Origin of the sequence: Rugamonas violacea, from assembly GCF_016461825.1 — a bacterium.
Taxonomy (GTDB): Bacteria; Pseudomonadota; Gammaproteobacteria; order Burkholderiales; family Burkholderiaceae_D; genus Rugamonas.
Map to the genome: position 1 here is coordinate 1 of NZ_JAEMNU010000134.1, position 5,143 is coordinate 5,143.

General features: G+C 73.9%; 2 protein-coding genes. Both read left to right on the top strand.

Features of this window, described 5'->3' with window-relative positions; genetic code table 11:
* Positions 1–3,916 (top strand): type VI secretion system protein (locus H7U20_RS25120; protein WP_199761880.1); only part of this gene is annotated, 3,916 nt, incomplete at its 5' end.
* Positions 3,917–3,944: 28 nt separating this feature from the next.
* Positions 3,945–5,081 (top strand): type VI secretion system protein TssA, encoded by a 1,137-nt coding sequence (gene tssA / locus H7U20_RS25125; protein WP_199761881.1) that lies wholly within the window; start codon positions 3,945–3,947, stop codon positions 5,079–5,081.
* Positions 5,082–5,143 lie beyond the last annotated feature (62 nt).

A 5,143-nucleotide genomic window follows, 5' to 3' on the forward strand; every position in this document is an offset into this window, starting at 1 on the left:
GCCCGCCGCCGACGGCGCCGCGGCGGCCGCCCCGGCCACGGCGGCCGCCGACCCCGCCGCGCCCGAAACGCTGGCGGCGCGGCTCGACCTGGCGCTCGACGCCGCCTTCGCCTCGGCGCGCGAATGGGTCAGCAGCGGCCGCTCGAACGAGGACGTGCCGCTGGTCTGGCTGGCCGGCGAGCCCGGCTCCGGCAAGTCTTCGCTGCTGCGCATGGCCGCCGACGGCGACGACGCCGCCGGCCAGGGTGTGCTGAGCTGGCACCGCCTGCCGCAAGGCTGGGTGCTGGAGACCGACGCCAGTTATCTGGGCCTGGACGACAAGGCCGGCGCGCCCGGTTGGCGCGCGCTGGCCGAGAAACTGCAGCGCAACCGGCCGCGCCGGCCGCTCGACGCCGTGCTGCTGACCCTGCCCGCCGACTCCCTGCTGGGCAAGAACGCCTGGCCGCTGGCCGAGGTGGAGCGGCGCGCCGCGCTGGTGCAGCAAAGCCTGGCCGAGATGCAAAGCCTGCTCGGCCTGCGCCTGCCGGTGTATGTGCTGATCACCCGCGCCGACACGCTGACCGGCTTCGCCGCCTTCGCCGAGTCGCTGCCGCCGGGACTGCGCCAGGCCATGCTGGGCTGGTCCAACCCGCAGCAGCTGGAGGCCGCCTTCAGTCCCGACTGGGGCCGCGACGCCTTCATCGCGCTGCGCCAGCAGGTCTGCGCGCTGCAGGCCGAGCTGTTGGCGGCGGGGCGGCCGCCGGCCGACAGCGACAGCTTCTTCCAACTGCCCGGCCAGGTCGACCGGCTGGGCGCGCCGGTCGCCGCCTATCTGGCGCGGCTGATGGGCGTCTCGGCGCACGGCGAGGCGCCGCTGCTGCGCGGCGTCTACCTGTGCGGCGATCCGGCCGCCGCGCCGGGCCGCGCCGAACCGCTGTTCATCCGCGACCTGCTGGCCTTCAAGGTCTTCCCCGAGCGCGCGCTGGCGCGGCCCTTGCGCGGCCAGCGCCTGTCGCGCGACAAGCGGGTGCGCCGCTGGGTCGCCGCCAGCGCCGCGTTGGCGCTGGTCTGGGGCGGCGCGCTGCTGTGGGCGGCGCTCGACCTGCGCGGCCGCGCCGACGCGCTGTTGGCCACGCTGGGCCGGATCGAGCAGGAGCAGCGCATCCGCAGCGACGGCGTGGCCAAGTACGGCGCGCTGCCGTTCACCTGGTATCAGGCGGCGGCGCAGGGCCTGATGGACTCGATGCTGAGCCACGACGACAGCCTGGTCTACATCGCCATTCCGGCCTCCTGGCACTGGCCCGGCCGGCAGGGGCTGGACCAGCGCATCGACCAGCGCTTCACCGAGGGCTTGGAGAACATCGTGCTGCGCACCTTGGCCAAGGGACTGAACCTGCAGGCGGTGGCCTTGAGCGGGGTTGGCCACGACCCGGTGTCGACCGAGTTGACCGGCACGCCGTCCTGCGAGCTGGCGCCGCTGGCGCCGGGCGAGGGCGCCGCCGTGCTGCTCAGCGACAGCCCGTCCTTCGCCGCGCTGAACCACTTCGTGAGCGGCACGGTGCAGTTCGAGCAGTGGCAGAGCCGCTTCGAGCACCTGCAGAACAAGGACCAGGGCACCGTCGAGGACCTGGGCAACCTGGGCACCTATACCAAGGCCTTCACGCTGCGGCAGGACCAGCACCCCGAGCACCACCGCTATGTGCGCCAGGCGCTGCACGGCGCCGGCGGGCAGCAGAAGCTGGCGCCGCGCAGCGGCTACGAGGCCAGCATGGTGTGCGCTTACCGCCTCAACAGCGAGCGCTTCCTGACGCAGACCTTGGACGAGCACCGCGCGCTGCGGCTGGCGGTGGCGGTCGACCAGGAACTGCGCAGCGGCGTCGGCCAGGCCGACGGCCACCGCTTCGACCTGCTGCAACGCCAGTTGCACGACCTCGGGCGCTGGCTGGGCGCGCCCGGCACGCGCTGGTTGTCCGGCCAGGAGGGCGACTTCGGCAAGGCCTACGCCGCGCTGCTCGAACAGGTCGACAAGTCGGCCATGCTGGGGCCGCAGGCGGCGCATGCGCTGCGCGAGGAGACACAGAAGCGGGTGGTGGCGCTGGAGCACCGCCTGTTGGCGGCCGGCGGCGACAGCCCGGTGCTGCAGCGCGGCAGCGACGGCGGCAAGCTGGAGCTGGTGCCCGAGGTGGCGCACATGGAGGCCGGCCTGAGCGCGCTGCTCAAGCAACCGTTCATGCAGCTGTCGCCCGGCGCGGTGGCGGGCGCGGCGGCCGACGGCGAAGGCAACGGCGGCGCCCTGGTCACCTGGGACATGAACGTGCTCAACCGCACGTTGTTGATGGCCGGCGAGCAGCGCGCCTACATGGGCCGGGTGCTGGCCGGCTTCCCCTTCCAGTTCCAGGCCGAGCTGCAAAGCGTGGCCGACCAGCGCCTGGCCGCCAATCTGCTGGCCGGCGTGGCGCTGGCGCGCTCGCGCACCAGCGACCCGCAGGAGGCCTGGCAGCGCCTGGGCCAGTCGCAGAAGCTGCTGACCGCGCTGCTCGACGCGGTGCGCAGCCAGGGCAGCCCGGCGCAGTACCGCGGCCTGGCCGACATCCTGGCGCAGCGCGCCGCCGCCGGCTTGCGCTGGCTGCAGAGCGACTTCCAGGCCGGCGCGCCGTACCGGCCGCGCGAGGGCGGCTTCAACTGGTGGCAGGGCAGCCCGAACCCGGCCGTGCAGGGTTTCGCCGGCGGCCAGGCCGGCGCGCTGGAGGAGTACTTCGCCAACCAGCACATCCAGCTGGAAAACAGCGTCAAGCTGGCGCAACCCTTGCTGCGCCTGCTCGAATCGGCCGACGTCGGCGCCGCCGAGGCGGCCGCCACCAGCAGCGCCCACGGCGGCATCGCCGACTACTGGCGCGGCCTGGCGGCCGAGCTGGCGCGCTTCCAGTCGAAGCATCCGAACTCGCGCATCACCCAGCTCGACAACTACATCCGTGGCGAGCTGGCCGAGACCGACCTGCAAAATTGCAGCGGCCGCAGCGGCGCCGTGTTCGCCACCGGCGCCAACGACTTCTTCGCGCTGCGCGGCCGCATGCTGGCCAGCCAGATGGCGGTGCGCTGCCAGGAGCTGGTGCGCGGCGGCGCCGTCACCGCCTACCAGAGCCTGAGCACGGCGTTCCGCCAGAGCCTGGCCGGCCGCTTCCCCTTCGCCGACGCCGGCCACGAGGGCGATGCGGCCGACATCGACGACGTCGCCACCTTCTTCCGCAGCGTCGACCGCCACGCCGCCGCCGCCGCGCGCCAGCCGCCCGACGCGCGGGCGCGCGAGTTCGTCGGCGCCGCCGAGCGGGCGCGCACCCTGCTGGCGCCGCTGCTGGCGGGCGCCGACGGCGGCGACGCCCCCGGCTACGAGTTGAGCGTGCGCTTCCGCGTCAACGAGCGCGGCGAGAGCGACGGCAACAACCAGCTGCGCGGCGAGTTGGAGGGCAACCGCATCGTCGACTGGAGCTTGCAGAGCGGCGAGCGCAGCATCGCCTGGCACAGCGGCGCGGCCGGCGCGACGCAAACGCTGGCCTGGCGCCTGGGCATGCCGCTGGTGCTGACCTTGCGCTGGGCCGAGAACACGCCGACGCTGCCCTACCGCGACGGCCGCGACACGCGCATGAGCGTGCAGGGGCGCGACGTGGTGTACCGCTTCAACGAGCCGTGGTCGCTGCTGCGCCTGCTGGCGGCCTACCGGGTGGCGCCGCCGGCCGGCACGGCGCCGCGCTACGAGACCTTGCGTTTCGAGATTCCGACGGCGCCGCAGGCGGCCGGCGCCACCGTGGCGGCGGCGCGGGCGCGGGTCTTCATGCGCCTGGCGTTGAGCCCGGCGGGCAAGAAGGAAGCCCTGGCGTATTCCCAGTTGCCGGTCGACGCGCCGGTGTCCGATAGCAGTGTGCTGATTGCGAGGCCATGATGAACACGATTTCCACCGGCGGTGCGCCATGAGCGCCGCCCTGATGCCCGACGGCCTGGCCGTGCTGCTGCTGCCCGTTTCGCTGCAGGCCCCCTGCGGCGTGGCCAATCCCGGCGACAGCATCTTCCAGCGCATCGCCGAGGCGGCCCGCGAGGACGATGCCAATCTGCCGCAAGGCATTTGGGAGCGGCCGCACAAACGGGCCGACTGGAGCCTGGTCGAGCAGCTCTGCGCCGACACGCTGGCGCACAGCGTGAAGGACCTGCGCATCGTCGCCTGGCTGGCCGAGGCCTGGCTGCGCCAGCGCGGCCTGGAGGGCCTGGTCGACGGCGCCCTGCTGATGCAGGCGACCTTGGAACAGTATTGGGACGGCCTGTATCCCTTGCCGGAGGACGGCGACATCGACGCCCGCCTGGCCGCGCTCGAATGGTTCGACCGCCACATGGCGCAGGCGCTGGGCGGCGTGCAGATCGCCGCCGGCGCCTCGCCGGCCGGGCGCCTGTTCACGCTGGCCGAATGGGCGCTGGTGCTGCGCCACGAGCGCCAGGGCGCCCAGGCGGCCGGCGCGCGGCGCGGCGCCACGGCGGCGCCGGGCGACGGCAAGGAGCTGACCCGGCAGCACTTCAACACGGCGGTGGCGATGACGCCGGCGCACTTCTACCAAGTGCTGCAACAGCAACTGCTGGCCACGGCGGCGGCGCTGGAGGCGCTGAGCCGGGCGTTGGCGGCGCGGCTGGAGGAGGAGGCGCCGCGCCTGGCCGCCATCGAGGGCCGTCTGGCCGAGTGCTACCAGGCCTTGCAGGAGCTGGCCGGCGTGTCCTGGGAGACGGCGACGGCGACGGCGGCGGCCGACGAGGACGACGCCGATTGGAGCGCCGACGACGGCGTCCGGAACATGGAGCGGCGCATGGAACACGAGACGGACCGGCGCCAGGGGCGCGGGCGCGCCGGCGGCGCGCCGCGCAGCCGCGACGAGGCTTACCAGCGGCTGGAGGAGGCGGCCGATTTCCTGCTGCGCACCGAGCCGCACAGCCCGGTGCCGTATCTGGTCAAGCGCGCCGTGGCCTGGGGCGGCATGCCGCTGGCCGAGCTGCTGCAGGAGCTGATGGACAACGAGGGCGATTTGAAGCAGATCTACCGTCTGTTGGGCACCAATGGCCGCTAGGGCGCCGAGCATCGTCGCGCCGGCGACGGCGCTGCTGCAACGCCGCGAGGCGCCGGCGGCGC

Excerpts from the sequence above, each read along its gene's own strand:
- tssA (WP_199761881.1), top strand. The coding sequence starts at position 3,945 with ATGAGCGCCGCCCTGATGCCCGACGGCCTGGCCGTGCTGCTGCTGCCC.